32 protein-coding genes are annotated in these 21,629 nt (G+C 51.9%); 25 read left to right on the top strand and 7 right to left on the bottom strand.

Translation table 11 applies throughout. The annotated features are described in order from the left end of the window. Positions 1 to 6: 6 nt before the first annotated feature. From pdxB to ACJHXB_RS20150, 3 genes are all read right to left on the bottom strand, one after another. Entirely contained in the window at positions 7 to 1,164 is a 1,158-nt protein-coding gene (gene pdxB, locus ACJHXB_RS20160) for a 4-phosphoerythronate dehydrogenase PdxB (RefSeq protein WP_001534306.1), read from the bottom strand. A 158-nt stretch (positions 1,165 to 1,322) separates the two neighbouring features. Next, positions 1,323 to 2,327: a tyrosine-type recombinase/integrase gene (locus ACJHXB_RS20155; protein ID WP_046077162.1), complete on the bottom strand. Its 1,005-nt coding sequence runs from the start codon at positions 2,325 to 2,327 to the stop codon at positions 1,323 to 1,325. Positions 2,328 to 2,423: 96 nt separating this feature from the next. Beyond that, on the bottom strand, positions 2,424 to 2,744 hold the full coding sequence (locus ACJHXB_RS20150; RefSeq protein ID WP_001390705.1) for a helix-turn-helix domain-containing protein: 321 nt from the start codon (positions 2,742 to 2,744) through the stop codon (positions 2,424 to 2,426). Positions 2,745 to 2,857: 113 nt separating this feature from the next. Here ACJHXB_RS20150 and ACJHXB_RS20145 point away from each other — a divergent pair, with 113 nt between their 5' ends. The 14 genes from ACJHXB_RS20145 (at position 2,858) to ACJHXB_RS20080 (ending at position 10,649) form a co-directional block, all read left to right on the top strand. After that, positions 2,858 to 3,145: a Cox family DNA-binding protein gene (locus ACJHXB_RS20145; RefSeq protein ID WP_000004249.1), complete on the top strand. Its 288-nt coding sequence runs from the start codon at positions 2,858 to 2,860 to the stop codon at positions 3,143 to 3,145. 6 nt (positions 3,146 to 3,151) lie between these two features. Further along, complete coding sequence (locus ACJHXB_RS20140) at positions 3,152 to 3,358, top strand: hypothetical protein (RefSeq protein ID WP_000200501.1); 207 nt, start codon at positions 3,152 to 3,154, stop codon at positions 3,356 to 3,358. A 252-nt stretch (positions 3,359 to 3,610) separates the two neighbouring features. After that, positions 3,611 to 3,952 (top strand): DUF4761 family protein, encoded by a 342-nt coding sequence (locus tag ACJHXB_RS20135; RefSeq protein WP_000813367.1) that lies wholly within the window; start codon positions 3,611 to 3,613, stop codon positions 3,950 to 3,952. Positions 3,953 to 3,962: 10 nt separating this feature from the next. Next, complete coding sequence (locus ACJHXB_RS20130) at positions 3,963 to 4,250, top strand: hypothetical protein (protein WP_000158962.1); 288 nt, start codon at positions 3,963 to 3,965, stop codon at positions 4,248 to 4,250. An 11-nt stretch (positions 4,251 to 4,261) separates the two neighbouring features. Continuing rightward, the gene (locus tag ACJHXB_RS20125) at positions 4,262 to 4,504 is read left to right on the top strand and encodes a DUF4754 family protein (RefSeq protein WP_000514283.1); all 243 of its coding nucleotides are present in this window, start codon (positions 4,262 to 4,264) and stop codon (positions 4,502 to 4,504) included. Beyond that, complete coding sequence (locus tag ACJHXB_RS20120; RefSeq protein WP_000021656.1) at positions 4,501 to 4,614, top strand: hypothetical protein; 114 nt, start codon at positions 4,501 to 4,503, stop codon at positions 4,612 to 4,614. Before ACJHXB_RS20125 ends, ACJHXB_RS20120 begins: the two co-directional genes overlap by 4 nt. An 86-nt stretch (positions 4,615 to 4,700) precedes the next feature. Then, a complete protein-coding gene (locus ACJHXB_RS20115) occupies positions 4,701 to 4,904 on the top strand; it encodes a hypothetical protein (protein ID WP_000985159.1) in 204 nt (67 codons plus the stop codon). Next, positions 4,901 to 5,146 (top strand): MarR family transcriptional regulator, encoded by a 246-nt coding sequence (locus ACJHXB_RS20110; protein WP_000153674.1) that lies wholly within the window; start codon positions 4,901 to 4,903, stop codon positions 5,144 to 5,146. Before ACJHXB_RS20115 ends, ACJHXB_RS20110 begins: the two co-directional genes overlap by 4 nt. Beyond that, positions 5,143 to 5,442: a hypothetical protein gene (locus tag ACJHXB_RS20105; RefSeq protein WP_000104305.1), complete on the top strand. Its 300-nt coding sequence runs from the start codon at positions 5,143 to 5,145 to the stop codon at positions 5,440 to 5,442. Before ACJHXB_RS20110 ends, ACJHXB_RS20105 begins: the two co-directional genes overlap by 4 nt. A 322-nt stretch (positions 5,443 to 5,764) precedes the next feature. After that, on the top strand, positions 5,765 to 5,995 hold the full coding sequence (locus ACJHXB_RS20100; RefSeq protein WP_000775058.1) for a hypothetical protein: 231 nt from the start codon (positions 5,765 to 5,767) through the stop codon (positions 5,993 to 5,995). A gap of 72 nt (positions 5,996 to 6,067) precedes the next feature. Then, the gene (locus ACJHXB_RS20095; protein WP_000564228.1) at positions 6,068 to 6,457 is read left to right on the top strand and encodes a hypothetical protein; all 390 of its coding nucleotides are present in this window, start codon (positions 6,068 to 6,070) and stop codon (positions 6,455 to 6,457) included. Further along, positions 6,454 to 9,294, top strand: a complete 2,841-nt coding sequence (locus ACJHXB_RS20090) for a replication endonuclease (protein ID WP_262933916.1) — start codon at positions 6,454 to 6,456, stop codon at positions 9,292 to 9,294. Before ACJHXB_RS20095 ends, ACJHXB_RS20090 begins: the two co-directional genes overlap by 4 nt. A gap of 76 nt (positions 9,295 to 9,370) precedes the next feature. Then, entirely contained in the window at positions 9,371 to 10,330 is a 960-nt protein-coding gene (locus tag ACJHXB_RS20085; RefSeq protein WP_127675013.1) for a plasmid segregation protein ParM, read from the top strand. Positions 10,331 to 10,334: 4 nt separating this feature from the next. Then, the gene (locus ACJHXB_RS20080; RefSeq protein ID WP_000211282.1) at positions 10,335 to 10,649 is read left to right on the top strand and encodes a plasmid partitioning/stability family protein; all 315 of its coding nucleotides are present in this window, start codon (positions 10,335 to 10,337) and stop codon (positions 10,647 to 10,649) included. An 83-nt stretch (positions 10,650 to 10,732) separates the two neighbouring features. Here ACJHXB_RS20080 and ACJHXB_RS20075 read toward each other — a convergent pair whose 3' ends face one another. Both ACJHXB_RS20075 and ACJHXB_RS20070 read right to left on the bottom strand, forming a co-directional pair. Beyond that, the gene (locus ACJHXB_RS20075) at positions 10,733 to 11,575 is read right to left on the bottom strand and encodes a hypothetical protein (protein ID WP_127675012.1); all 843 of its coding nucleotides are present in this window, start codon (positions 11,573 to 11,575) and stop codon (positions 10,733 to 10,735) included. A gap of 39 nt (positions 11,576 to 11,614) precedes the next feature. Then, complete coding sequence (locus ACJHXB_RS20070; RefSeq protein WP_001068329.1) at positions 11,615 to 12,112, bottom strand: DUF4760 domain-containing protein; 498 nt, start codon at positions 12,110 to 12,112, stop codon at positions 11,615 to 11,617. A 288-nt stretch (positions 12,113 to 12,400) separates the two neighbouring features. Here ACJHXB_RS20070 and ACJHXB_RS20065 point away from each other — a divergent pair, with 288 nt between their 5' ends. Then, the gene (locus ACJHXB_RS20065; protein WP_001369023.1) at positions 12,401 to 12,544 is read left to right on the top strand and encodes a hypothetical protein; all 144 of its coding nucleotides are present in this window, start codon (positions 12,401 to 12,403) and stop codon (positions 12,542 to 12,544) included. Between the two features lie 216 nt (positions 12,545 to 12,760). Here the strand turns inward: ACJHXB_RS20065 and ACJHXB_RS20060 are convergent, their stop codons facing one another. Then, positions 12,761 to 13,807, bottom strand: coding sequence for a phage portal protein (locus ACJHXB_RS20060; protein ID WP_085452401.1), 1,047 nt, complete (start codon positions 13,805 to 13,807; stop codon positions 12,761 to 12,763). Beyond that, positions 13,807 to 15,558 carry a terminase large subunit domain-containing protein gene (locus ACJHXB_RS20055; RefSeq protein ID WP_247849863.1) on the bottom strand — a complete coding sequence of 584 codons (1,752 nt, stop codon included), beginning with the start codon at positions 15,556 to 15,558 and terminating at the stop codon, positions 13,807 to 13,809. The genes ACJHXB_RS20060 and ACJHXB_RS20055 overlap by 1 nt, the downstream gene beginning before the upstream one ends. A gap of 154 nt (positions 15,559 to 15,712) precedes the next feature. Here ACJHXB_RS20055 and ACJHXB_RS20050 point away from each other — a divergent pair, with 154 nt between their 5' ends. From ACJHXB_RS20050 to ACJHXB_RS20005, 10 genes are all read left to right on the top strand, one after another. Then, a complete protein-coding gene (locus ACJHXB_RS20050) occupies positions 15,713 to 16,549 on the top strand; it encodes a GPO family capsid scaffolding protein (RefSeq protein ID WP_001262673.1) in 837 nt (278 codons plus the stop codon). Positions 16,550 to 16,571: 22 nt separating this feature from the next. Next, positions 16,572 to 17,624: a phage major capsid protein, P2 family gene (locus tag ACJHXB_RS20045; RefSeq protein ID WP_247849864.1), complete on the top strand. Its 1,053-nt coding sequence runs from the start codon at positions 16,572 to 16,574 to the stop codon at positions 17,622 to 17,624. Positions 17,625 to 17,669: 45 nt separating this feature from the next. Further along, on the top strand, positions 17,670 to 18,470 hold the full coding sequence (gpM, locus tag ACJHXB_RS20040; protein WP_000632339.1) for a phage terminase small subunit: 801 nt from the start codon (positions 17,670 to 17,672) through the stop codon (positions 18,468 to 18,470). A gap of 102 nt (positions 18,471 to 18,572) precedes the next feature. Further along, the gene (locus ACJHXB_RS20035) at positions 18,573 to 19,067 is read left to right on the top strand and encodes a head completion/stabilization protein (protein WP_000063082.1); all 495 of its coding nucleotides are present in this window, start codon (positions 18,573 to 18,575) and stop codon (positions 19,065 to 19,067) included. Next, complete coding sequence (locus tag ACJHXB_RS20030) at positions 19,067 to 19,267, top strand: tail protein X (RefSeq protein ID WP_000864897.1); 201 nt, start codon at positions 19,067 to 19,069, stop codon at positions 19,265 to 19,267. The genes ACJHXB_RS20035 and ACJHXB_RS20030 overlap by 1 nt, the downstream gene beginning before the upstream one ends. A gap of 2 nt (positions 19,268 to 19,269) precedes the next feature. Continuing rightward, entirely contained in the window at positions 19,270 to 19,593 is a 324-nt protein-coding gene (locus tag ACJHXB_RS20025) for a phage holin, lambda family (RefSeq protein WP_000104342.1), read from the top strand. Then, the gene (locus tag ACJHXB_RS20020) at positions 19,590 to 19,982 is read left to right on the top strand and encodes a M15 family metallopeptidase (protein ID WP_000072327.1); all 393 of its coding nucleotides are present in this window, start codon (positions 19,590 to 19,592) and stop codon (positions 19,980 to 19,982) included. Before ACJHXB_RS20025 ends, ACJHXB_RS20020 begins: the two co-directional genes overlap by 4 nt. Continuing rightward, positions 19,979 to 20,386 (top strand): DUF2570 domain-containing protein, encoded by a 408-nt coding sequence (locus tag ACJHXB_RS20015; protein ID WP_247849865.1) that lies wholly within the window; start codon positions 19,979 to 19,981, stop codon positions 20,384 to 20,386. Before ACJHXB_RS20020 ends, ACJHXB_RS20015 begins: the two co-directional genes overlap by 4 nt. Positions 20,387 to 20,523: 137 nt before the next feature. Continuing rightward, positions 20,524 to 20,991: a phage tail protein gene (locus tag ACJHXB_RS20010; protein WP_000920602.1), complete on the top strand. Its 468-nt coding sequence runs from the start codon at positions 20,524 to 20,526 to the stop codon at positions 20,989 to 20,991. Beyond that, entirely contained in the window at positions 20,984 to 21,619 is a 636-nt protein-coding gene (locus ACJHXB_RS20005) for a phage virion morphogenesis protein (RefSeq protein ID WP_000356347.1), read from the top strand. The genes ACJHXB_RS20010 and ACJHXB_RS20005 overlap by 8 nt, the downstream gene beginning before the upstream one ends. Positions 21,620 to 21,629: the final 10 nt, after the last annotated feature.

Genomic DNA, 21,629 nt, shown 5'->3' with positions numbered 1-21,629 from the left:
AAGAGATTAACGTGCCGGATGATGAACGGCGTTAAAACCCAGTTTACACAGCAATGATGCCGCGCTGGCGTCATCACAAATTACATACAGAGATGACCATTCACGGCGCTCAAGATAGTTTTTGCGCAGCTTATCGAACTCACCCGGTATTCCGGCGACTTTACGCAGCGGTGCGTCATCGCGGCGCACATCATACACCAAATGCACCAGCCTTTTCAGCGTCGGTTGATCGAGCGGACCATGCAGCGTAATGCGGCCAAACTCTGGCGCGGGCAGCAACGTATCCAGCGCAACGTGTTGTTCATGCCCAATAAACTTGCTATAAGCTTCAAACACTTGCGTAGTACCGCGTGCTTTACCTTCCAGGGTATAGCCTGCGATATGCGGCGTGCCGATATCCACTTTTTTCAGCAATTCCACGTTGAGTTCCGGTTCGCCTTCCCAGACATCCAGCACTACGCTTAACTTCTGGCCTTCGTTCAGACAGGTCAATAGGGCAGTATTATCGACGACTGCGCCACGGCAGGCGTTAATCAGAATCGCTCCTGGTTTCAGGCTACGGATCAGTTTTTCATCCGCCAGATGCAGCGTTTTGTACGGCCCGTCTTTGAAGAGTGGCGTATGGAAAGTCAGAATATCCGCATGCTGAACTAATTCATCCAGCGAGCGGAAATCCCCCTCATCCCCACGGTCGGCGCGAGGCGGATCGCAAAGCAAGGTTTTGATCCCTAACGCTTCCAGTCGTGCCTGTAAACGGCGACCAACGTTACCAACGCCCACGATCCCCACGGTACGCTCGTGCAGTGAAAATCCATCGCGTTCGGCAAGCATCAGCAGTGAGGAGAAAACATATTCCACCACCGCAATCGCATTACAGCCAGGTGCCGCGGAAAAACCAATTCCCGCCTGCTTTAACCACGCTTCATCGACATGGTCGGTCCCCGCGGTGGCAGTGCCAACAAATTTAATGGGTTTTCCTGCCAGCAAAGATTCATTCACTTTCGTGACCGAACGCACCATCAGCGCATCCGCGTCTGCCAGTTGAGCCACGGGGATTGGACGCCCGGGAACCGCGGTCACCTCACCCAAACGGCTAAATAAGTCGCGGGCATAAGGCATATTTTCATCAACAAGGATTTTTAACCCTTTTTCAGTCTCTGACAATCTAAGGCTCCTTTATTAACAAACGCCCATTTGCAAACTGCTGTTTAATCTGAAAAAACATTCATAATCATACAGATAACAACATAACCATTTAGACGGGCAATACTGAAAAATTGTTATTCAGTATCGCCCTTTAAGCCGTTTCAGGCTATATAAAATTAATCCCCCGTGGACACTGCGTGGACACTCACGCCACCTTTCAGCGGATTAAGGGCCACCGCATCCTGCAGGTAATCCGGTGCAAAATGTGCATATGCCATTGTTTGCTGAATGGTTGCGTGGCCAAGAATCTTCTGAAGCGCAATAATGTTTCCTCCGTTCATCACAAAATGGCTGGCGAACGTATGCCGCAGCACATGTGCAGCCTGGCCTTTTGGCAAATCGGGCTTAACTCTTTTCAGCGCCAAGCAGAATTCCCGGTACTTCACCTCAAACAAGCCGCCTGTTTCTCTGGTTTTGATCGCCTCACAAACTGCCTGCGAAATTGGCACTGTTCTCTTTCGGCCATTTTTGGTTTCAAGAAACGTTACACGGTTATGAACTATCTGTTCACCACGAAGCTTACTGGCTTCACTCCAGCGCGCCCCCGTGCTTAAACACAAAAGCGCAACACGCCAGTAATCGCCCTCCAGTGTATCGAGCAATAACGCCACTTCCTTCTGGGACAGGAAAGCCATTTCTCGTGGAGATACATAAAGAATAGAAATTCCCCTTACCGGATGTTCTGCATCCCAGAGGCCTATTTTCTTCAGTACGGTAAACATTCCGGATAACCGATTCATGTATCTGTTAGCAGATGACGGTTTCAATCCATCAGCTATCTTTTGAGAACGCCACGCGATAATTTTTAGCTTATCAAGATCCACAGCCTGCATATCAGCGCCAAGCTCATTGATTATGTTGCGCAGTTGTTTTCGGTCTTCTTCCGCCTTACGCCTGTGCTGGCCGTGATACATCCACCACAACTCAAGCAAATCATTTAGCGTTCGACGATCACGGTAGCCCTGTATATATTCCCGCTTTTCAGCGTTCGCCATGATGTAGCGTTCAGTGGCCACCGCTACCGATTTTTTGTCAAATACCTTACGCACGCGCTTTCCCTTGCGTCCGTTCGGCCTGATGTCCAGCAAATAACGACCATCTTCGAGCTTCTTAATCGACATTGCGAAGCCCTCCAATGAACCGCTCTACAATTTCTCCAGCCTCTTTCCAGCAATAATCAGACCAGACAAAAAGCAGGTCTAACCAGTTTTCTGGCCTCAGCGGGATAATTTTTGGATTGTTTCGGTTGAAACACGATCTCCCTCCGAATTGCAGGAACCATCAAGAGAGAGAGCCGGAGAAATTTGCCCAACCTCCGGCATCGTTTCATCTGTTGATAACCAATAAGCATATTTCTTAAATTTAGGGTGTTTCGTAACCTTAAGTAAGGCACCCTCTGTTACTTGCTTCCCCCTCACCTCATAGTTAGTTACCGTCCCATAAGGCAGCCCAACACAATCCGCAAACTCCTGGCGGGTCATACCTTCTGCTTCACGAATCAGGCGAAATTTTTCACCCATGCTTGACAAAGATGCCATATCGGGCATATCCTCCATCGCAACATGCCACATCGGGCACAAACATAAAAACACTCAAATAAGCCGATATAAGCCATTTTGAGCCATTCGAACGAATTAGGGAGATTACCACAATGAGCGAATCAGAGCTTGGGGGCTTCATTCAGGTAGCACCATATCCACTTGAAGCAGTGCCATATCAACTATTCGCCAAGATGATCGGCCGCAAGGAATCCACAGTCAGAACCATGATTGACGCAGCAAAGCTACCAACAATTGACTTTGTGAAACCAGGTTCAGTAAAGACGCGTGCATCAGAAAACTGGGTATATCTGCCAGCATTTAACGAAGGCATGCGCAAAGCGTTTTTTGAGCAACCGAAAGAACGCCGCGATGCATGGTTGTTGTGGCTGGGGCTTTAGTCATAAATGACCAGCCATATCATCAGCGCCATTCTGACCCTTGTTTTTATTGAGATAGGCGTAATAGCGATCTATTTGTTTCGTAAGTTAACGGGACATGAAGAACGCTTTATTGAACTCAGCATTGAATATATCGCCGCTTATACCAAAGGGCTTTTCCCGGCAGCTATTGGGGCGATGTTTATAGCGTTTGTTATCTGGTTTATCGGGTGAGAAACCTGATAAACCACAACTACTGCAATGAGGGTAATTATGTGTGGCATGGACAAATTGGACCTTATGTTAATTGTAATACTATCAATTAACTTCGGTTACCTCTTAAGCGGCGTAATTCTCATGTGCGGAGGCAAACGAAAATGAACCAGCAGTCCGCACAACGTGAAAACAATGCGATGCGATTTAATCGCAAATATTTTGAGTTCGGCCGCTATGCCGGAATAATTAAATCTGTACAGAGTCTTTAACATGAAACAGCAACGTAATTCACGCTTTCGTAATGGTGCTGAACGTCACGCTAACCGTTTCGCTACCAGTGCATCACGCAGCAACATCCGCTACAGCCTGAGTGATACACACGCAACGCCGGATGGCTACCCAGTAAAACAAATCGGCGAGCATGCCTGGCTGATTGAGAAAGCTGGAATCGTGGTCCACAAATGCCCACGCAATCCGTTTACTGGAAACCGCATTTTTGCTCTAAGCAGCGGCGAAAATCAGTTCGGGCAGGATTTCACATTATACGAAGCACTACGCACGGTTGATCGTCTGCTTCGCGGACAAAGTTTTATTAAACAGGCTGATTTATAACAGGTGCTTTATGACCAAAGACCATGCACAAGGTGTATTTATCCGTTTTATTGATTTTCGCGGTGAACTGTTATTACGCGCATCCGCTATTGATGGAGTGGCTCCGGCGGGTAAAAACGGAGCCGACGAAGCCACTTACGTTTATCTGAACGGCACGCGACTGCTTGTGGAACTTCCGTACCAGACCGTACGAGAAATCATTAGCAAAGCTGAAAAAGCGCGCCAGGCTAATGGCAATGAACCCTATATCGAAATTATTTGCATGGATTCAGAAGCTGAAATTCAGAAAGCAGATTAAAGGGTGTTGCAATGGGCAAAGAATATAAAACACTCATCAACAAAGCACTTGAGCGTTTTTATTTTCGCTTAAGTGCATCAGGCTCTCATGCTGAACGTGCAGCCCGTGACTCATTGACCAGGGCAATCCGGAGTCTGTATGACGTGGCTTTTTACGCTGATGATCTGGATGCACTTAACGAACTTTCCGAGCTAATCTGTGCCGCAGAATGCGGGGAACATATTGAACCGTATAAGCTGGGGAATATCGCATGAGTATATTTATCTCATGGCTTGTTCTGATTATTTCTGTGGCCTGCGCCATTGGGATTATGCGAATTATTCATTCAGTAAAAAAGATTGAACGCTTTTTCACTGGCGAATAACAGAGCAAATAAAACCACAGGTTAAATAAGAAAATGTAAAAACAATCCGCATTCGCGGAGGTATTCGCATACGCCAAGGAGGCGTAATGGCAATTAAGCATTTTCCTGTCGTTCGTTTTACCTCCAGAGGACGTGAATACGAAGTCGACGAACGCCTGATTACCACAATCGACAAACACCGTTCAGAAAAGGATGCACATCACATCTATCTCACTGACGGCACTTACTTCTGCGCCACGAATGTGGTGCAGGTGAACCTTATCCGACAGGTACAGGAGTCACGCAGATGACCATTCTGGATTATATCGCTGCCAATCCGGGGTGTAGCGGTGGAGAAATCGCCGCAGCACTGAATACCCCAACCACAGCCATTAATGCGGAGTTACGCCGACTCTGGCGCAGCGGTTCAGTCATAAGAAAAGAGCGCAAAACAGGCGGTCGCTTTTCTTACCAGATAAACCCGATGCCGTTCGGGTGCGGCAATCCACTTACCAACATGTTTAACCAGCTACTGAAGGAAGCCAGAGCATGAGCACCATCAACCACCAGAAGCTACGCGAACTGGCATTTGCCCTGCAACGAATGGCAACGCCTCAAAAATTACTGGCATTTCGCGCAATGCTCTCGCCGTCTGCTGTGCTGGCACTGCTGGATCAGCTGGAGCACGCCAGAACCACGGCTCCTGCCATTCGCCTCACGCTCCATCATGAAATCGCTGATTTCTGCGCAACGCTGGGGGCACCTGGCGAACCGGAAACGCCGGAAGCAATGCAGCAAGAGCTGCTGCAACGCATCGATAACGTTTTTGATTTTTTTCTGAACCAGTAAGAAACCAGAACATGCACACACAAAAAAACCGCTTGCCATGCCTCAATCGGTCAGGTTACATTTCCGCTGCACCTCATAAAACGGGTGCCGGGATTCTCAACCCGATACAGAGCAAAGCGCATAACCGCGCAAGCGGTTTTTTTGTGCGTACTGTATTGCCACGTCTTTTTCGCGTCAGAATTATGGCGGGGCGTACGGGGCCGACTTCGGTCGGGCCGGATTCTTTGCTCTCCGGTGTTGAGAACCCTGTACGTCTCGCCACCCCGAGATTCTCAACTCTGGATGGTGAGTTATTTCTATCACCGAGCAAAGAGGCCACACCATGGCAGACCGCAAACAGCACCGCGCTATCGCGGAGCGTCGTCACATCCAGACTGAAATCAACCGCAGACTTTCCCGCGCATCACGCGTCGCGCAAATCATGCACATCAATATGCTGCATGAGCGCAGCCACGCACTATCAAACATTTATTCCGCCTCTGTTTTCAGCTATCTGGCGGATGATCTGCACGAGCTTCAACAGCTCATCCAGCAGCAAAACAAACTCCATTAATTCCTGTTCCGGGCCTTTCCTGCACCTTGCGGCGGGAGGCCTTCGCACATCTGTAGTAAAGAGAATTGCAGCATGATTGACGCTCATGACTTCACAAGATGGGTGCGCACACAGGACACCCGTCTGGCTCCCGTTCTTCAGGGGTTATTTGATCTCTACATCCGTGGTCGTGACAACAGAGCACGCACCACAAAACCGGAGAATGCAGACACCCTTTATTTCACAGTAGACGACTGCTACCGCGTGGACTTCACACCACACGGACTGGCGTTGCACTGCCTGACACCGCACGGCGAATCACTGCTGGCGTATTACGACTCCCCGGCCTCCGTATTTGCAGCAATGCTGGCGCATCGCACTGCTGGCGGGTGTGCCTCGCTGAGTGAATACACCGCTGAATTTAACCGCCTTTCCGCCCTCTTCTCGCAGGAGTGGCAGCGCGTGACGGGATACCAGCCATGAGTGCGTTTGCATGGAGCTGGAATGAACCACGACCAGCTATTGATCCGGCCAGATTTACGGAGCGCAGGCAGGAAACTGAAACCGACCTGCAACGCGCCATCCGTTACTACCTTGAGGCGGACAAAAGGGCACAGAAAGAACAGGAAGCGAAGGAAGAAGCCTTTTTCGCACAATCCGCCATGGGTAAAAAACTCATGGCATCCCTTGAGGAAGCCGGACAGCGTGAAAAGCTGGCACAGAGCATCATCAGTAAGCGCCGGGCAACAGAACAAGACCCGGTAGCCCGTGCCTTTGCCACACTGAAGGCGCTTCCCGTTTATCTGCGAGAACCTCTGAGCCGCCACCTCTCTTTCCTGCGCAAGAAGCAGGAAGCCGATCGTCAGAAAGGCAAAAAGAGCTGGCAGGCGGAACGCTATGCACGCGGAACCCTGCGCAAAATATTCGAACGTCTGGACCGCACCGACAGCCGCTGGCTGACACCGGGTTATCGCTCCCTTGCCGGACGCGAACGCCTGGACGATTTGCTTTACCTGCCGCAGCTCAACAAACACCAGATACAGACGCTGGCCACCATGACAGCGGCGATGTTCAGCAGCACCTTCGAAAAACTCTGCGATGGCTTTGACGCGACTGATGGCGAACTGACCATGGATGTAACGCTGAAGGCGTATCAGATGCTGGCCCGCATGGCGTTACACCTGCACGCCATGCCTCCACATTATGACGCACTGACAACAGACAAAGACCGGAGGAACGAACCGGACACGGAGCTGCTGCCGGGCGCAATCCTTCGCCTGACCTGTGCGGAATGGTGGAAACGCAAACTGTGGCTGTTACGTTGCGAGTGGAGAGAAGAACAACTCCGCGCCGCCTGTCTGGTTTCCAGAAAAACATCACCCTATCTGAGCCAGGACGCGTTAAGCGAGTTTCGCGCACAGCGCGAGAAAACACGCGATTTCCTGAAAAGTTTCATACTGGAAAACGAAGACGGGTTCACGATTGATCTCGAGACAGTGTATTACGCGGGAGTAAGTAACCCGGTTCACCGTAAGGCAGAAATGATGGCCACCATGAAGGGGCTGGAACTTCTGGCCGAAGCCCGTGGCGACAAAGCGGTGTTTCTGACTGTCACCTGCCCGTCAAAATACCACGCCACAACAGAGAACGGTCATCCGAATCCCAAATGGAACGGGGCCACCATGCGCGACTCCAGCGATTACCTGGTTAACACGTTTTTTGCGGCGGTCCGCAAAAAACTGAACCGCGACGGCCTGCGCTGGTATGGCATCCGCACGGTGGAGCCTCACCATGACGGCACCGTGCACTGGCACATGATGGTCTTTGCTCATCCGGAAGAAATCGACAGCATCGTGGCCATCACCCGCGATATTGCCATTCAGGAAGACCGCCACGAGCTGGGCAATGATATTACTCCGCGCTTTAAGGTGGAGTATGTCGACGGCTCAAAAGGCACACCAACCAGCTACATCGCCACCTACATCGGAAAGAACCTGGACAGCCGCGCCGTGGATGGCATCGACCCAAAAACGGGCAAGCCACGCGTTGACCACGAAACCGGAAAATCAATGGCCGAGAGCGTGGAACGCGCCATCGGCTGGGCGCGCCTTCACCGGGTCCGCCAGTTCCAGTTCTTTGGCATTCCCTCCCGTCAGGTGTGGCGTGAACTCCGCCGCCTTGCCAGCCAGATGGCACGCAACCCGGAAGGCCCGCAACGGCTGAAGGATGACGCAATGGATGCGGTTCTTGCTGCCGCTGATGCCGGGTGTTTTGCCACCTACATTGAAAAACAGGGTGGCGTACTTGTTCCGCGCAAGGACTACCTGATTCGCACAGCCTACGACCTCGCAGATGAGCTGAACGATTACGGCGAACAGAGTGTACAGATTTACGGGATCTGGTCGCCACTCATCGGGGAATCCTCCCGTGTGTGCACGCACCCGGATAACTGGAAGCTGGTAAGACGTAAACCGGAAGCGGAAGACAGCACCCACGAAAATGGTTTTGACCTTCAGGGCGGCCCTGCCGCCCCTTGGACTCGTGGCAATAACTGTCCCCGTGTACAGGAAACGGACAACAACGGGACAGAACAGCCGGAAGAACGGCCAGCACCGTGGCCGCAGCTCCCTGACGGCGTTGAAGTGAACGAATGGATGCGCTCACTGAAACGGCACGAACGCCGGGCGCTGATGCGTTCGCTTCGTGACAAACAGGCAAAAAACAGCAGTGATGAAATGCAGAGCTGGACACAGAGCCGCAAACAGCAGCGGCCTTTGCCTGATAACCACGAATTACTCGCTAAAGAATGGCGGGAATCTGCCGAATCTCTCGACCTGCATATCGGTGAACAGCAGATGCAGCACCTGTTACGGGGCGGCAGCCTGTACGTTGACGGCAGCATCATTGCACCGCAGGGATTTGAAATTGTACGCAAACCGGATACCCGCCCGGACAGCCGAATCACGCAGCTCTGGCAGCGCCTGAGCCGTAATCACGGCGTAAGCAGCACAGAGATCCGCCATAACCCGGTCGCCAGCTATCTGGAACAACTGGGGGCATCAGACCCCGAAGCCGCCGCACGTCTGGCATCCACACTTCAGCAGGACCAGAACACCATGAAAACCCCCGTTACCGTGCTTTCTGACATGCTGCGCGCCATCCGTGACACAGAGCACGCACAGAGAATCAGTGAAACCACTGAACGCGCCCACCGCAAAGCAGACCTGCTGCGGGGTAGCCTGACCAGTGGAAACAAAAAACAGACAGAAACGGGACTCACAAATCCCGTAAATGAGCAAAAAACGCGCCATAAAACATGAAGTGCGCACAAAACAGGCAAAAGCGGGATTTGAAAATCCCGTAAACGATTAATTAATCAACATAAGGAAAAGCGACATGAAAATTTGTATCGACGACGGCTCCACCAACATCAAGCTGGCATGGACTGAGAACGGCGAACGCCGCAACGCCATCAGCCCGAACAGTTTCAAGTCGGAATGGTCTGCGCCGTTCGGTGGCACGCAGCCCGCGAACTACATGCTTGATGGCGTGCGCTATGGTTTTGATCCGGTCAGCGATCGCTTTGTCCAGACGACCGACACGCAATACCAGTACAGCGATGTGAATGTCATTGCCATTCATCACGCGCTGGTCAAATCAGGCATCACGCCACAGGAGGTGGATGTGGTTGTCACCCTGCCACTGAGCGAGTATTTCGACACAAACGCACAGCCGGACATGGCCAACATCAACCGCAAAAAAGCGAACGTCATGCGCCCGGTGGAGTACCAGAACGGTGAGGCATTCACTATCCGTAACGTGCGGGTTATGCCTGAATCCATTCCGGCTGGCTTTAAAGCACTGGCTGACATGAGTCCGTTTGAATCCCTGCTGATTGTGGATTTAGGCGGAACCACGCTGGATGTGGCAAAGGTTCAGGGGCAACTGGCAGGTATCAGCCAGGTGTTTTGCGATCCACACGTAGGCGTTTCCCTGATGGCCGATGCCGTACTGTCGGTGATGGCCACTAACGGTATGCGCACCAGTCACCACATCGCCAATACCATTATCGAACATCGCCATGATGAAGCCTGGCTGCGCCAGCACATCCACAATGACGCGCATTACGCCAGCCTGATGGCGGTTATTCGTGAAAAGGAAGAAACACTGAAACAACGCGTGATCCGCGCGCTGGCGGTTTTTTCGGGTTACGGGCGGGTGATGGTTGTCGGTGGAGGGGCGGAGATTGTGGCACCCGCTATCCGCGAAGTCTGCGGAGTTAATGCGACTTTCATCGCGGACGGGGTGCCACAGTTTGCTCTGGTTAATGGGCTGTACACAATGGACAAGGAGTAAACCAATGACGACACCAACCAGACGGATAAGTTTCTATCTGAAGCCCGCCGCCGTCAAGAGTGAGCAGGAGGCGTGCAATTACCTCGATAGCCTGCCAGCCTCCGAACGCAGCCGCGCGCAACGCGCGGCCTTTCTGGCTGGGCTAGCGCTCATAAAGCGCAACCCAGCATTTGCCTACTGGATGGCCGAATGGCCAGAGGACAACCTCCCCTTCAATACCGTTAGCATCAAGGAAACATACCAGGATAATCAGCCTAGCGGAGTTGAATGCAATTTTTATAAAATAAAAAAGAATATTCAGACCTTATTCCCAGAATAATCTGATAATTGTATGTGAACTAATAAAATACAGACCAACACATCATTCTGGCACCCTTGCTAACAGGGTGCCAATGTTTCAAATCATGATGAAATTGCCGAAGTTTTTTTATCGTGCTGAAGTACCGCAAATGCCATTAAAACCTCAAGAGAATAGCGGCGATAATACTTAACAAAACCATAATAAAATACTCGGGATGCAGCAATACAAAACAAGAGAAGAAAACAAAAAGGTAACAGCCTGATATTTATATCTATTAAAAAGGATAGAAGGAACAGGAGCATAAGCAACCAGACTGAAGCGAGAAAAACAAATGTAATGTTTCTACAAAAACCATACAAAGCAACATAGTTTTGCATTTTCACCTGATGATTTTTAGAATGTTCATACACATAATGATAAGCAAGGCGAAAAAGATCGCCCCTCAAGCCCTTACGTCGATATAGCGTAGATACAGAAAAAACATTTATATAACCATCTCGTATTTGCGGCCAAAAGACTTTAATAAGTATAGAATGCAGTGTGGTTTTATGATGTTCTGCTTTATCAAAAGCTGATACAGGAAATAAAAAAACTCCACGGATAAAATTAACTATACTGAACTTAGTATTATGTCGTTTTATTTTCAGGGAACTTCTTTTAGAAAACAGATAAATTGAAGGATACCCAAGTTTACTGTTCATGTATTTTTCAATTAAACAGGATGATAGAATAGATATGAAGTGACCTGAAATATATGATAGAACGATTAATACCACATATATAAACACACTTATTATTTCTTTATATTTCAGGATATGGTTAAGAATACCTTCTATATAAACAGGGTTAATTTCAATAGAAAACAAAAAAAGGATAAACAGGAATAACCCACCTGGAATTAGATAGCCCAAAAAGTCATAAAATGAAAACGGATTCTGTGTCACACTTCCCCCTGTGTTACTTGTAAATTAAAGGGTAAAACATTATTTGTTTTTCCGTAAAGGATTAGCTTTCCATCTTCTTACTAACCATTCGAATTCTTGATATGTAGTATCCGAATTAATGCTTTCTCTGATTGCTTTAATTAATGGCTCGGCAATATCATATGTCTCTACAACTGTTGTGTAAGATGTTCTTTTTATCATTTTTTCATCATAAATACCTTCACGAATACTTACAGCAACTCGCTCGTAAAAATTTAAAATATATTGAAATTTTCGACGCTCGGCCATTTCTTCATCTGTTATTATGCAACCATCACAAGGAAAAACATAAGAACGAAATGATTTGCCGGAACGATGCACTTGTTTCAGGGTATGCAATGACTCTATATATTGCATATCTTGCCGACTCTCAAAAAGAAAGTTGGCCGTTTGAGTTTTTTTTGCGGTACGCACATTGTAGATAATGGTTCCAATGGCAACCAAAACGCCAAGCAGAACAATAGCATTGCTGATGATTTGTAGTGTTATTGGGTTCATCCTATTTCATCCATAAAAAAGGCGGGGAGCAAATCCCCGCCTCATTAGAGGTCAACGTAGCTTAGAAACCATCAAATTCATCATACATTTTTTTCATATCAACCCCCTCATAGAAATCATAACCACGTTTTGTGGTTTTTGTGACGCATAAACTACATCAAAGGCAAGCCACGGTCAAATATATAGGCATGCTTACCTGCACAAAAGTGCACAAATTTGCACAATTTTTTTGAACGACTTTTTGCCCTTCCGGCCCGCGTGGCGGCTGGATCCGTCAAGGATCCGTGCATGCACAAAAAAACGCGCTTTTTCTGCGCGCAGGTGACGGGGGAACAGCCCGCGTTTCAGGGGGTAAATAGCGTTCCCTTAACGATGTCGCAGCGACACGACAGAATGGCCGTATTTCTCACGCTGAGCGTGAAAAATACGTGAGGGATTCTGGTTTGATGGGGTGAAAGGTAAGGCCGTCAAAATCGCACTGAGGCGGCGAGAACATGCAGTCAGCGCAGTGGGATTGCGTAAGAGTCTGACCGTCGATGATGGCAATAAGCAGGAAAGCGTCGTGAAATTATCTGACTGATACAGGAGCTGGAGAGTCGGGGCATAAATTTTTTATGCCCCGGCGAAGCAGCAGACAAGCGAAGCGCGTCAGGATGTGGGCTGGGTATCTAACAGTGCGTAAGGGTTAAAGCGGATCACCTCTTCGCCAAGCCAGTCATTGATATGCTTCATGGCCTCCATGACGGGCATCAGCTCGTTAATTGCGTAAACCCGCGCGGCCTTCTCCACATCACCAAACGCACTTTTTTCGCCCGGCATCGCCCCCATCAGTTGCGGCGGAACGCGGTGCGCAGCCAGCACATCATCACGGGATGCCGCCTTAACATTCATGAACTCATCTTTTGCGGTGATCTGCTGGAACGGCAAAATTTGCACCCCCTCTTTGCCCCCGTTGGGCGCATGAATGAGCACGTTTTTAAACGCACCACCACCACGTGCCCCCTGTAGCGTTTCTTTCAGGGAGTCCATGCTTTCGCGGTTTACCTGCGCTGCACCGATGTAGATGATGCACCCGGCGTGGGATCCGTTGTCGTAGTACAGTTTTCTGAACATGTCCGCCGAATGAGAAAGGCTGGCCGAGAGTAATGCGCCAAGATATTCCGGCATGCCGTAAATTTCCTGGTTAATGTCCGGATTCATCAGGTGGCACACTTTGCCAGGGCGAAACCGAAACGCGTCCTTGCCATCCTGCACATACCACCATGATTCAAGATCGCTTCCGCGTCGCATGTATTTCGCCAGTGCGTGCCGTAATTTAAGCGGTTCGCCGAGCATATTGCTTCGAAGCTCAAGAAATGCGTTACCGAACACAAACCAGTCCAGCGCCAGCGCCGAGAAATCCTGCCGGGAAAGCAGCGGGTGCGGGATGTAGCAACCGAGTAATACATTGCGCTTAAAGTAAAGCGCAGACTGATGCCAGGACGTTTGCCGGGCAGCTCTTGCCAGACCGTACCAGTCCACCGGGGTTTCATACCACCGACCGTTATCAGCACAGTACATATTGTCCAGCAGGTCATGCCCGGTCAGGCGGTAAGGACCATCAAATGTGAATGCACTGAGCGACGATTCTTTCCTGAGCGCATCAGCGAGATCAATGCGTGAACTCATGCGCAATTTTTTATTTTTTCTGCTCATCAGAACTCCATAACCGTGAAACGCTCGTTTTCTCCTTCGCCGCCAATCGGTTCGTTAATGACAGCAAGCATGGTTGCCCACGCAAGGTCGCCGTGGCTGATCCCCCTCGCACGGTCCGTTTCGTAAGTGATAAAGCCGCCCGGTGTTTTCACCTTACGCACGGCGTTAAAGGCCGCGACCAGCTCGCGTTCGGCGCGATCGTATTCCCACCGCCCGGCACGCATTATTTGCAGCATTTTCAGTACCAGCGACCGTTTTGATGACAGGGTGAAGGTGTACGGAATAGCTGCAGGGAAAAACCGTTTCACTATCTGATAAACAGCCTCCCCGTTCCCGCCCGTCACATCAATGCCGATGTGTTCCACGTTGTAGCGATACGTGAACTCTTCAATGACTCTGGCCTGTTCTTCAAACTCCAGCCCCTGAACGCGTCGCGTCTCCACCGTTCGAAAACGGCCACCAGGAACAGCCGGAGGAACCACCACGGACACAGCGCCGCTGTCGCCGTTGCCACTGCTGCCGTTTGCGTCATACCCAATCCATACCGGACGATTCCCCATCGGGCGGGGAGCAAAAGGTTTCCAGTCTTTCCAGTCGTCGTATCCATCAACACCGCAGCCAATCAGGATATTCAGGTTAAATGCCGATTCCCCTTCGCGGACAAACTCACACATATAGAGATTGCGGAACTCGTCTTCGGTGTTTTCATCACGAATTTCATCAATATCGGTGTGTTTCCAGCCGTGATTAACCACATCTTCCAGCGTGACAATTTGCCGCCACGTCCGGTCGGGGCAGATAAGCCCGTTATGCAGCGTTTTCCAGTCCACAGAAAAATGCTGGCGTTTATGCGCGGCCTTTTTCTCGTTCCAGCGGTCGCCGTTCCAGTAGACGTATGCCTCGTGCGTTTCGGTTGATGGCGTGGAGAAGTAGGTGCGTCGCAGTCCGCTGAGGGTTGCCATAGCGCCAGCCACCTTGCGCAGTTCAGCAAAGCGACTGACCCAGAAAAATTCATCAAAATAAAAATTGCCTGTGTAGGACTGTGCCGTTGCAGCAGAAGTACCGAGAAAATGCAGTTCTGCGCCGTTGGAGAGGATGATTTTATCGCCCCCTTTCAGCTCCACATCAACTTCAGCCGCGGCCTTCTGAATAATGCTTTTAAACTGGAACGCCTGACGACGCGACGCAGACAAAAAAATCTGGTTACGCTGGTAAGGTTGTGCCACATCGTCACGCAGCGCCATCAGCAGTGCTTCCTGTGCAAAATACCAGGTCGCCCCAATCTGTCGGGATTTCAGGATCATCCTGTTACGTATCCCGGCTTCGCTGCAAAGGGTCAGGGAGTCAAACCAGCCCCGCTGATGCCACTCCAGTCTGCTGATGATTTTTTCCCGCAGTGCGGCAATCTGCTCCGGCGTGAAATGATTTTTAAGTTTTTTCGCCCGGCCTTTCTTTCCTGTGGCCGTCGCATCCGGCTGGCCATCATGCAGTTTTTTAAGCTGCCGGGTCAGCAGGTCTATTTCCTTAAAGTCACCACCTGTTTTATTCTGTTTTTCAGTAAGCTGGATGAGGCGCGCATCGATGGACTGCGTGACACGCTGCACGGGTGGCGTTTCATCCCACTGGTCGCGTTTTTTCCACGCATAAATCGTGTTCGGGTTTATTCCCATCAGACGTGATATTTCTGCGGGCGGATAACCCTGCCAGTAAAGTTGCCGCGCACGCTGGCGCACAAAAGCGTCCTGAATCATTGCTCCCCCTGAGTAATTACAGGAAGATTACCCGCGCGCGAAACCGTTCTCCTTAACCCCCTGTTCTGGCCGTTTTCTTACAACAAAAGCCCTTTGTATCAGCCTGTTACGCTTTGCCATCATGACTGAAGAACCAGTCAGAGGGGCAAAAACTATGGCTAATGAAAAAAAGACATCCCGCAAAAAGTTTCGCGTGGCTGTCTCCGGATCAACTGTTGATGGCCGTGAAATCAGTCCGGTGCATCTGCGTGAAGCCGCCGAGAACTTCAACCCGGATGTTTACGCTGCCCGCGTGAACGTTGAGCACTATCTCTCGCCATGCCCGTCAAGCGAATTTTCCGCAATGGGCGATGTCACCGCACTGAGTACGGAAGACATTACGGAAGGTCCGCTGGCCGGACGTACTGCGCTGTATGCAGAAATCGAACCGACCGAGCGCATGAAGCAGCTTGTCGCGGACGGCAAGAAAATCTATTCCAGTATCGAACTGCACCCGCAGTTCTCCGTTAACGGGCGCGCCTATCTGGTCGGGCTGGCGATGACCGACACCCCGGCAAGCCTGGGCACTGAGCGCCTGAAATTCACGGCACAGCAACGTCAGGCGGTGATGACGTTCAACAGTGTCCAGGGTGAAGCACCGCTCATTTCCGAAGCCATCGAGTCTGAAATCATCGAAATGGCAGAACAACGCCAGGAAGAAGGCACCCAGTGGTTTAACCGCGTAATGGGGATTATTGGTCGTGGCCGCAAAGCGGATGACGCCAGTTTCTCCCGTATTCAGGAAGCGGTGGAAGGCGTCGCAACGTCACAGGCCGACATTATCGACCGTTTTAATGTGCTGGAAACCCGCCATCAGCAGGACCGCCAGAAAATCACGTCACTGACCACAGAGCTGACAGCACTGAAGGAAAAACTGCGCACGCAGGACGGCGATCCGCAGAACCGCTTCACCGCAACGGGCGCAGCCTCCGACCAGCTGGCTGACTTCTGATAAGACAAAGGAGCAAATTTTTATGAATCTGGTGATGTCAGATATTACCCGCAACAAGCTGGGTTGCTATATGGCGCAGCAGGCGTCGCTTAACAATATCCCGGTATCTGCACTGGTATCGCGATTTACCGTAGAACCCTCGGTGCAGCAGCGTTTTGAAAACGCAGTAAAGGAGAGCACTGAATTTACAAAAAAAATTAACGTGTTCGGTGTGACTGACCAGAAAGGCGAAAAAATCCTCCTGGACACCACCGGGCCAATTGCACGCACGAATACCAGTTATGACGGCACAAAACGCCGTAACCCGAATAACGTGGTTGATCTGAAAAACCGCAAATACCAGTGCGAACAGGTGAACTACGACACGTTTATTTCGTATCCGCAGCTTGATGCCTGGGCGGCACACCCTGATTTTCAGTCCCGCATCAGCGCACAGATTGCCCGACAGGTGGCGCTTGACCGCATCATGATCGGTTTCAACGGCACGTCTCACGCGGATGAGTCCAACTTCAGCACCAACAAGCTGCTTCAGGACGTTAACGTGGGATGGCTGGAGCACATCAGAACCGACGCCAGCGAGCGCGTTATGAATGATGTAACGCTGACCTCCCGCAACATGGACAACACCGTGGCGCACGCGGGTAAATATGCGAACGCTGATGCACTGGTACAGGACGCGCGCTCATCCCTGCTGGATGAATGGCACAAGGAAGCTGACGACCTCGTGGTGATTATGGGGCGCAACCTGTTTAACTCGCTGCGTCTGCCCGTGCTGAACAGCATCAGCGGCCAGAATCCCAATGCGGAATTACTTGCCGGACAGCTCATCCTGTCATCGCGCGCCATTGGCGGGCTGGATGTATTCCTTGCGCCGTTCTTCCCGGATGCAACGATGCTGATCACCTCGTTCAACAACCTGTCAATTTACTGGCAGAAAGGAACAATGCGTCGCCTGATGAAAGACGAGCCGGAATACAACCGCATCGCCACCTACCAGTCCATCAATGACGCTTATGTCGTTGAAGACTATGGCAAGTGCGCGATGGTCACTGGCCTGAAGTTCGCCGACAGCTAATCACCTCACGGCGGGCATCATGCCCGCCTGTAACGGAGAGAAAAAATGATTACTCCTGCACAGCAACACTGGCAGAACGTGATGGCACAGCGCGCAGGCCGGGCGAATGAAGGCGTGGACCACGCCGCGCGTACCGCGCATGAAGAGGTGCTGTATCGTCTGCGTCTGGCACAGGCCCGGCTTAAGGGCGTACAGGCCAGAAGCGCGAAAGCCGCCATCAAAAAAGAGTTATTGCCGGACTTTTCCGGCTGGATTGAGGGAACGCTGGAGGCTGACGGCGGGCAGCAGGATGAAGTGATTGCCACGCTGATGGTCTGGGCGATTGACTGCGGCGATCTTCCGCTGGCGCTGCGTATTGGTGCATATGTGGTCCGTCACAACCTCATCATGCCGGATAACTTTGGACGTACTGCTGCCACGGTACTGACCGAAGAAATCTGTAATCCGGTACTGACGCAGGCCGGGACGGATGCCGACGCGGATTTGTCCGCCTTTATCGAACCACTGGACACCCTCCGGGAGATTGTCACCGACCAGGACATGCCGGACGAAGTGCGCGCCAAATTATGCAAAGCGTGCGCCTTTGCCCGCCGTGGCCTGAGTGATACGGACAGCATGGCCCTGTCACTGAAGCTGCTGCGCGAAGCAATGCACCTGAACCCGAACGCAGGTGTGAAACGCGAGATTGCAACCCTTTCCCGCGCCCTGAAAAAAGCCGATTCCGCAGCCGCACCAGAAGACGCCAGCGCACAGCAGACGCAGGACGAAAGCAGCAAAAGTAAAAAGACAACGCGGAAGCCTGCAACACGAAAAACCACCGCGACGCAGAAGGCGAAGCGCGGTTAACGACTGACCCCGTCAGCGGGCGGCGTGCGCGGTTTTCCGGTTTGACTCCGTGACCGTTTACACCGCGCACCCACCGCCCGATTTTTTTCAGGAGTGAACCCCATGAGTATGGTTGCCAGAACTGAACCCAGACCCGCAGAGGACGACATCACCGATACCGATGATGGCGATACCCGCATTTCAGCGGGTGCATTCTGGCCGGATATTGTGCTGCGCGAGCTGCGTCTGGCGGTACGACTGCCGGGCCGCGTGACCACCTCCCGCCTGCTGCATACTGCCACCGGGGCTGTGGCACACGTTACCCGCGAGCTGGAAGCATGGCAGCAGGAACAGCAGGCAGCTGGCCATCAGACGCTGGCCGATGTTCCGGCACCCGTAATTAACGGAGAAAGCGTCAATCTCTGGCACTGGCGCAATGCTGTTTATACCGCCACGCGCGCCCTGATTCTGGAGCGTTACCGCGATGCGGACACAACGGACAAGGGCGACCGCCGGGCGGACGCACTGGATATACAGACATCGGATTTGTGGCGCGATGTGAGCTGGGCCATCTCTGACATTCTGTGCCGCCCGCGAATCTTTGCGGAATTGTGCTGATGAAAGTGAAGGCACTGGAAGGCGACACCGTGGATTCGCTCTGTTTCCGGTACTACGGCACGACGCAGGGCGTCACCGAAAAGGTGCTGGATGCTAACCCCGGACTCTGTCAGCAGGTATTTCTGGACGCCGGGCAGGACGTGGAGATGCCGGAGCCGGAGAAGAAGAAACGAGAAATGATTCAGTTGTGGGGGGAGTAGCAGTGAGCACCATTCAAACAGGGATCACAGAGCAGGTTATTGCGTGGCTCTTTGACCACCTGCCAACGGTGTATGCAGCAGGCGCGGCAGTCAGCATTTCCGCGCTGATGAGTCTTTATGACGGACGAACACTGGTTCAGACCGTAACGGGATCGCTGGCGTGCGGCGTTCTTGCCATGGCCGTGGCCGGGTCGTTGCGCTTCTTCGGGTTTCCTGAAGATGCTGTGACGTTTATCGGCGCATCAATCGGTTTTATGGGGGCAGAGAAAGCACGCGACAAGGTTATTGCGGCCTTTAATCGCAGGGTGAAGGAGAAGGACGAATGAGCAACACATTTAAATTCAGCAGCCGGAGCGAAAAGAATTTGCAGGGCGTAAATCCTGATCTGGTGAAAGTGACCCGACGGGCACTGGAAATCTCGGAAGTGGATTTTGGTATCACCGAAGGGTTGCGCAGCCGTTACCGCCAGAAGCAACTGGTGGCCACGGGTAAGAGCCAGACCATGAACAGCCGCCACCTTACGGGACATGCCGTGGATGTTGTGGCTTATATCGGCAGCCAGGTGTCATGGGAATGGCCGCTGTACGAAAAAATCGCAGCAGCATTCAGACAGGCCAGCCGGGAACTGAATATTCCGGTGGAATGGGGCGGCGACTGGAAGACCCTGAAAGACGGACCGCATTTTCAGTTACCACACGGAGCCTATCCGGCATGAAGCTCTGGCCCACGCTGGGTGTCGCTTTCCTTCTGATTGCCGCATGGGGAGCATCCATGCGTCTGTCGTGGTCACTGGGCCGGGAGAACGCCAGAAACGAAGCGCAGGCCAGCACCCTGAAAAGTACCGTCGACACCCTGAATATCATCAGCGCCGGGGTACAGGATATGCAGCAGGTGCTGGCACAACTCCGCGCGGAAAATCAGCAACGCAATCAGGACGGAGAGGCCAGACGTGAACAGCTACGCAACGATATTGCAAAAGATGAATGCGCCCACGCTTTGCCTGACGCTCGTTTTACTGACAGGCTGCGCAGGCACGCAGAACGCGCCACGGCCAGCGCCGTCAGTTCGGCTTATACCGCAGACGCTGACCATACCGGTAACGCCTCCCCCCTTCCCTGATACTCCCACATGGGGAAATCTCGGTATATGGGGCGACCGCCTTCTGGATGCACTGGAAACCTGTAACGCGGATAAACGGGCCATTGAATTACTGGAACAGCGCAGGCTGCAACGACTGAACAACGAGGATAACAACCATGCTGAAAACTGATTCCCTGCGTGAAGCCATGACCCGTTCATGCCGATGGTGTCAGGCCAACCCGGAAAAATTCACCATTTTCGTGGAGAGCGGCAACATTGAAACGACCGGAGAAACCCCATCGTTTGTTTACCGCTATCAGATGGTGATGTTTGTCATGGATTACGCCGGGGAGCTGGATGACCTCACGCTGCCGCTGCTGGCGTGGTTATCCCAAAATCAGCCACAGTTGTTGCTCAACCCTGAGCGTAATCAGGACATCAAATTCTCCGCCGTTATCAATGACGATGACAGCGCCGATCTCCTGTTTACGCTCCCCTTGCGGGAACGCGTTCGCATCACGCGCAGCAGTCAGGGCACACCGCAGGCAGAACACCTGCCGGAGCCAAAACCCCGCCTGCCATCTTCCGAAGGCGACTGGTCGCATGTATTCCAGGATGTGACGTGGGGTGAAAGCGATGGATAAGGCATTCACCCGCGTGGATGAAACCTTTGAGGCCATCCGCGACAGCCTGAATCAGCAGGCCATCAATAACATCGCCAGAAAGCTGGCACAGGATTTACGTCGCGCCCAGCAGGCACGTATCCGGTCACAGAAAGCGCCGGACGGGACCGCATGGACACCACGCAGACGCCGCGTAACCCGGATACAGGAACGCATTCGCTTTATCTGGAATAACGAAGCACGCACGCTGAAAAACTGGCATCACGACACGGGGAAATACGGGCGAACCATCACCGGGTGGGATGAGGATAAAAACAACATCCGCACGTTTTACCGGGATGACATCGACCGCTTTCTGGAAATACGCACCCGGCGCATCAACCAGGACAGCACAAAGCGCGTCCCCATGTTCGTAAAACTGCGCACCGCCCGCTACCTGAAAGCCCGTGCGGATACTTCCGGTGTGACGGTGGGTTACAGCGGCGTGGCTGCACGTATTGCACGCGTTCATCAGTTCGGTGAGCGCGATCAGGTTGCGCCGGGCATTTTCACCGATTACCCGGTACGTGAGCTGTTGGGCATCAGTCAGGCAGATGAACGCCTGATTTATAACACGGTGCTGGGCCGGATTGCGGAGGCTGTACGGTGAGCGCAGAACT

The organism is Escherichia sp. WS3227_2, from assembly GCF_046486495.1.
GTDB lineage: Bacteria > Pseudomonadota > Gammaproteobacteria > Enterobacterales > Enterobacteriaceae > Escherichia > Escherichia coli.
Note: the sequence above shows the minus strand (reverse complement) of the source record. Positions and strands in the feature narration are given on the sequence as shown.

What these genes read in the sequence shown, in the direction of transcription:
- ACJHXB_RS20015 (WP_247849865.1), top strand. Translation starts at nt 19,979, where the DNA reads ATGAAGCTCTGGCCCACGCTGGGTGTCGCTTTCCTTCTGATTGCCGCA.
- ACJHXB_RS20135 (WP_000813367.1), top strand. Translation starts at nt 3,611, where the DNA reads ATGAAACAGCAACGTAATTCACGCTTTCGTAATGGTGCTGAACGTCAC.
- ACJHXB_RS20145 (WP_000004249.1), top strand. Translation starts at nt 2,858, where the DNA reads ATGAGCGAATCAGAGCTTGGGGGCTTCATTCAGGTAGCACCATATCCA.
- ACJHXB_RS20065 (WP_001369023.1), top strand. Translation starts at nt 12,401, where the DNA reads ATGCACAAAAAAACGCGCTTTTTCTGCGCGCAGGTGACGGGGGAACAG.
- ACJHXB_RS20105 (WP_000104305.1), top strand. Translation starts at nt 5,143, where the DNA reads ATGAGCACCATCAACCACCAGAAGCTACGCGAACTGGCATTTGCCCTG.
- ACJHXB_RS20080 (WP_000211282.1), top strand. Translation starts at nt 10,335, where the DNA reads ATGACGACACCAACCAGACGGATAAGTTTCTATCTGAAGCCCGCCGCC.
- ACJHXB_RS20060 (WP_085452401.1), bottom strand. Translation starts at nt 13,807, where the DNA reads ATGAGCAGAAAAAATAAAAAATTGCGCATGAGTTCACGCATTGATCTC.
- ACJHXB_RS20005 (WP_000356347.1), top strand. Translation starts at nt 20,984, where the DNA reads ATGGATAAGGCATTCACCCGCGTGGATGAAACCTTTGAGGCCATCCGC.
- ACJHXB_RS20010 (WP_000920602.1), top strand. Translation starts at nt 20,524, where the DNA reads ATGCTGAAAACTGATTCCCTGCGTGAAGCCATGACCCGTTCATGCCGA.
- ACJHXB_RS20130 (WP_000158962.1), top strand. Translation starts at nt 3,963, where the DNA reads ATGACCAAAGACCATGCACAAGGTGTATTTATCCGTTTTATTGATTTT.
- ACJHXB_RS20035 (WP_000063082.1), top strand. Translation starts at nt 18,573, where the DNA reads ATGAGTATGGTTGCCAGAACTGAACCCAGACCCGCAGAGGACGACATC.
- ACJHXB_RS20070 (WP_001068329.1), bottom strand. Translation starts at nt 12,112, where the DNA reads ATGAACCCAATAACACTACAAATCATCAGCAATGCTATTGTTCTGCTT.
- ACJHXB_RS20150 (WP_001390705.1), bottom strand. Translation starts at nt 2,744, where the DNA reads ATGGCATCTTTGTCAAGCATGGGTGAAAAATTTCGCCTGATTCGTGAA.
- ACJHXB_RS20095 (WP_000564228.1), top strand. Translation starts at nt 6,068, where the DNA reads ATGATTGACGCTCATGACTTCACAAGATGGGTGCGCACACAGGACACC.
- ACJHXB_RS20110 (WP_000153674.1), top strand. Translation starts at nt 4,901, where the DNA reads ATGACCATTCTGGATTATATCGCTGCCAATCCGGGGTGTAGCGGTGGA.
- ACJHXB_RS20085 (WP_127675013.1), top strand. Translation starts at nt 9,371, where the DNA reads ATGAAAATTTGTATCGACGACGGCTCCACCAACATCAAGCTGGCATGG.
- ACJHXB_RS20045 (WP_247849864.1), top strand. Translation starts at nt 16,572, where the DNA reads ATGAATCTGGTGATGTCAGATATTACCCGCAACAAGCTGGGTTGCTAT.
- gpM (WP_000632339.1), top strand. Translation starts at nt 17,670, where the DNA reads ATGATTACTCCTGCACAGCAACACTGGCAGAACGTGATGGCACAGCGC.
- ACJHXB_RS20155 (WP_046077162.1), bottom strand. Translation starts at nt 2,327, where the DNA reads ATGTCGATTAAGAAGCTCGAAGATGGTCGTTATTTGCTGGACATCAGG.
- ACJHXB_RS20140 (WP_000200501.1), top strand. Translation starts at nt 3,152, where the DNA reads ATGACCAGCCATATCATCAGCGCCATTCTGACCCTTGTTTTTATTGAG.
- ACJHXB_RS20115 (WP_000985159.1), top strand. Translation starts at nt 4,701, where the DNA reads ATGGCAATTAAGCATTTTCCTGTCGTTCGTTTTACCTCCAGAGGACGT.
- ACJHXB_RS20055 (WP_247849863.1), bottom strand. Translation starts at nt 15,558, where the DNA reads ATGATTCAGGACGCTTTTGTGCGCCAGCGTGCGCGGCAACTTTACTGG.
- ACJHXB_RS20050 (WP_001262673.1), top strand. Translation starts at nt 15,713, where the DNA reads ATGGCTAATGAAAAAAAGACATCCCGCAAAAAGTTTCGCGTGGCTGTC.
- ACJHXB_RS20120 (WP_000021656.1), top strand. Translation starts at nt 4,501, where the DNA reads ATGAGTATATTTATCTCATGGCTTGTTCTGATTATTTCTGTGGCCTGC.
- ACJHXB_RS20090 (WP_262933916.1), top strand. Translation starts at nt 6,454, where the DNA reads ATGAGTGCGTTTGCATGGAGCTGGAATGAACCACGACCAGCTATTGAT.
- ACJHXB_RS20125 (WP_000514283.1), top strand. Translation starts at nt 4,262, where the DNA reads ATGGGCAAAGAATATAAAACACTCATCAACAAAGCACTTGAGCGTTTT.
- ACJHXB_RS20100 (WP_000775058.1), top strand. Translation starts at nt 5,765, where the DNA reads ATGGCAGACCGCAAACAGCACCGCGCTATCGCGGAGCGTCGTCACATC.
- ACJHXB_RS20030 (WP_000864897.1), top strand. Translation starts at nt 19,067, where the DNA reads ATGAAAGTGAAGGCACTGGAAGGCGACACCGTGGATTCGCTCTGTTTC.
- ACJHXB_RS20020 (WP_000072327.1), top strand. Translation starts at nt 19,590, where the DNA reads ATGAGCAACACATTTAAATTCAGCAGCCGGAGCGAAAAGAATTTGCAG.